The organism is Microcoleus pseudofavosus SVA1_A4 (assembly GCF_036700565.1).
Lineage (GTDB): Bacteria > Cyanobacteriota > Cyanobacteriia > Cyanobacteriales > Microcoleaceae > Microcoleus.
In genome coordinates this window covers 1-2852 of the sequence record NZ_JAUBPE010000167.1, presented here as the reverse complement: position 1 = coordinate 2852, position 2852 = coordinate 1, and the positions used below count along the sequence as shown (strand labels likewise).

At 48.5% G+C, this 2852-nt stretch carries 6 protein-coding genes; all 6 read left to right on the top strand.

Going from position 1 to position 2852, the window contains the following annotated elements; all coding sequences use genetic code 11:
* The first annotated feature begins 265 nt into the window (after positions 1–265).
* The 6 genes from QUA02_RS33155 to QUA02_RS33130 all read left to right on the top strand — a co-directional run bounded on the left by QUA02_RS33155 (position 266) and on the right by QUA02_RS33130 (position 2765).
* A complete protein-coding gene (locus tag QUA02_RS33155; RefSeq protein ID WP_333033971.1) occupies positions 266–499 on the top strand; it encodes a DUF433 domain-containing protein in 234 nt (77 codons plus the stop codon).
* 12 nt (positions 500–511) lie between these two features.
* Positions 512–685, top strand: coding sequence for a hypothetical protein (locus QUA02_RS33150; RefSeq protein ID WP_333033969.1), 174 nt, complete (start codon positions 512–514; stop codon positions 683–685).
* Positions 682–1092, top strand: coding sequence for a GFA family protein (locus tag QUA02_RS33145; protein ID WP_333033967.1), 411 nt, complete (start codon positions 682–684; stop codon positions 1090–1092). The genes QUA02_RS33150 and QUA02_RS33145 overlap by 4 nt, the downstream gene beginning before the upstream one ends.
* A gap of 100 nt (positions 1093–1192) precedes the next feature.
* Positions 1193–1900 carry a class I SAM-dependent methyltransferase gene (locus tag QUA02_RS33140; RefSeq protein WP_333033966.1) on the top strand — a complete coding sequence of 236 codons (708 nt, stop codon included), beginning with the start codon at positions 1193–1195 and terminating at the stop codon, positions 1898–1900.
* A gap of 166 nt (positions 1901–2066) precedes the next feature.
* On the top strand, positions 2067–2261 hold the full coding sequence (locus QUA02_RS33135) for a hypothetical protein (protein ID WP_333033965.1): 195 nt from the start codon (positions 2067–2069) through the stop codon (positions 2259–2261).
* 87 nt (positions 2262–2348) lie between these two features.
* Positions 2349–2765 carry a hypothetical protein gene (locus QUA02_RS33130; protein ID WP_333033964.1) on the top strand — a complete coding sequence of 139 codons (417 nt, stop codon included), beginning with the start codon at positions 2349–2351 and terminating at the stop codon, positions 2763–2765.
* Positions 2766–2852: the final 87 nt, after the last annotated feature.

Below are 2852 nucleotides of genomic sequence, written 5' to 3'. Positions count from 1 at the left end.
ACTTAAATGGCTTAATTGGTAGACCTCGAAAAACTGCACAAGTATAAATACTTATCGCAAAAGTGACATGCTCCCATCGTATTTACTGGTACTGGATTGGTGCACACGACGAGTACGATGAATTACTGAAACGGATGTAGTTTAAGGCGATCGAATTCGTCAGCGCCCGTTACCGTAGATGGCGATCGCAGAATTATATCGCGGTGTGAGTTTGGGGCGATAAATGAAGTAAGCTAGAGACAAAGGTTTCAAACAATTTTAACCAATGCCAGCATCCGTTGCTTATCTGTTTGACAGAATCACAGTGAATCCCAGACAATGTGGCGATCGTCCCTGCATCCGGGGAATGCGGATTCGAGTCATCGATATCCTAGAGTTGCTAGCTGGTGAGCAAATTTTTGAGTTTATCAAAGAATTGCCAGACTTGGAACTTAACGATCTCAAAGCTGCGCTGATGTATGCAGTCCAAAAACTCAATCGTCCCGTTTTAGCCGCATGACAATTTGGTTGAATGCTCATCAATCGTCAGCGATTGCTGTGTGGATTACTGCTACTTTTGGTGAAATACATCAGCGATCGAGTGATCGGCGGTATTTTTCTATTGTATTGGGTATTGTACCGCAACTGCGATACAATTATAAGTTTGGCTTCACAGGAATTTGAGTATATTGAGGAAAGTGTATGACGATTCCTATTATTGGCGGTTGCGCGTGTGGTGCCGTCCGTTATCAATGCAATGCCGAACCAATTGCCATGCTGAATTGCCACTGTAAAGATTGTCAGCGTTCTAGCGGGGCACCGTATGCCTCTGGCTTCATTGTGACCCCGAGTGCGATGGAAATCAGCGGAGAAGTAGCGGCGCATTCTGTGGTGGGTGGAAGTGGCGCAAAGACAACTCGAAATTTCTGCTCAATATGCGGCAGTCCTTTATTTGCCTCCACTGAGGTCAGTCCTGCTTTTATGTCGGTTCGGTTTTCGACCTTGGATAGCACCGCTGACTTCGAGCCGAAACTGGATATCTGGACATCGAGCGCTCAGCCTTGGACATGTATGAATAGCTTGTCACCGAAGTTCGAGCAAAGTCCGATGTAGGTATGCTTGCCTCTAGACTAAATCATGCTCAACAACGGCGTTAGTTCGGACGGACAAAAGCGCCTTGTCAAAACTAATTGTAGCCTCCTTCGTTTTCACTATGCAAAACCAACAATCACCCACCCCATTCGACCAAAAGGCTGCGGCTTCCTACGACGAGAAAACCGCTGGTTGGGCATCGTCTCGCGATGCGCTCTTTTCGTTAATGCGCCAGATTTTCGCCGAGCTTCCGGCTGAGGCACGGATTCTGTGTGTCGGTGTCGGCACCGGAACGGAAATGATCGCTCTGGCACAAGCCTTTCCGCAATGTCATTTCACAGCGGTTGAGCCTGCATCTGCGATGCTGGATATCTGCCGTCAGAAAGCCGAAGAACATGGGATTACCTCGCGTTGCACCTTCCACGAAGGCTATCTCGACTCGCTGCCTGCTTCTGACCCGTTCGATGCGACGACTTGCCTTTTGGTTTCTCAATTCTTGAAAGAAGCGGCAGAGCGGAGCCACTTTTTCAATCAAATCGCGCAACGCCTTCACCCCGGTGGAATTTTGATCAATTCCGATCTGGTTCTGGGTCTGTCGGCTCCGGTTCATAAAAGTTTGATTGAAGTTTGGCTGCGAATGCTCGGAGGCTCTGGCTGGGGTGAAGAAGACATCGAAAGGATGCGCACTGCCTGGCGTCTTCACCTCGCGGCTTTAACCCCACCTGAAATCGAAGCAATCATCGCAGCGGGTGGCTTCGATACTCCAGTGTTGTTCTTCCAAACCCTTTTCATTCACGCCTGGTTTTCAAAGCGAACATCGTCGGGTTAAAAGCTCCAACTGCCGCCCAACAACGCCCATGCACACCGACCGCCGAGAGATATTCGGTTATGATGTAAAGGTTATCTGCGGCGGGTGATGGGCACCGTTAGACCGCTAAATCTGAGTTGGGTAGTGGCTTTAGTGTATATCAAATTCCAACCCAAAGGTGAATGCCATGCAAGCCAAACTTCAAGAACAACTTTCTCCTGCTGATGCCGAAGTCATTTTGAGACGCTTGCCAGAACGAATTAAAGCGGATCTAATCGCGCGTGCTGCGAAAATTGAAGATCCGATCGCCATTTCGATCGCCAGTTGTCTCGACACAGAAGCATTAGGTTTCGTAGATTGCAAACCAGGACGCGGGCAGTAAAATCGAGAAGTCCCAGGCGATGAAGTTAGAGATCAGGTGAAAGCCCGATCACTAAAATGATGAATAGATGTTGCTGCCAAGATAACCATGACCACCATCACCCTCAACCTCTCTCCCGAACTCGAACACCAGATCCGCACTGAAGCATCTCGACAGGGCGTTGAACCCGATCGCTACATCCTCAACGCCCTGCAAGAACGCCTCCAGCCTAGACTTCCAACCACCCAACCTACTGAAGCCGACTTGCTGCAACAAATTAATATCGGCTTTAGTGCACAAACCTGGGAAGAATACAATGCCCTCATCGCCAAGCGTCATGCCGAAACCCTGACTCCCGAAGAACACAAGCAACTGATCCAAATGAGCGATCGCCTTGAACAACTCAACGTTACCCGCATTCAAGCCTTAATTCAACTCGCAACCTTTCGCAACCAACCTCTGACAGACCTCATGCAGAGCCTTGGCTGCCTGCGGGTTCTTCCGTCTATGATAATAAGTAGTTAGAATCAAAAAAAGGCGTTGCTGAATTGATGTATGATGTAGCGATCAAGATCCAAAAACATTATTCAAAACAGGATGGAATCTTTAGCT

Coding starts and splice junctions, on each gene's coding strand:
- QUA02_RS33155 (WP_333033971.1), top strand. CDS start 266: ATGCCAGCATCCGTTGCTTATCTGTTTGACAGAATCACAGTGAATCCC.
- QUA02_RS33150 (WP_333033969.1), top strand. CDS start 512: ATGCTCATCAATCGTCAGCGATTGCTGTGTGGATTACTGCTACTTTTG.
- QUA02_RS33145 (WP_333033967.1), top strand. CDS start 682: ATGACGATTCCTATTATTGGCGGTTGCGCGTGTGGTGCCGTCCGTTAT.
- QUA02_RS33140 (WP_333033966.1), top strand. CDS start 1,193: ATGCAAAACCAACAATCACCCACCCCATTCGACCAAAAGGCTGCGGCT.
- QUA02_RS33135 (WP_333033965.1), top strand. CDS start 2,067: ATGCAAGCCAAACTTCAAGAACAACTTTCTCCTGCTGATGCCGAAGTC.
- QUA02_RS33130 (WP_333033964.1), top strand. CDS start 2,349: ATGACCACCATCACCCTCAACCTCTCTCCCGAACTCGAACACCAGATC.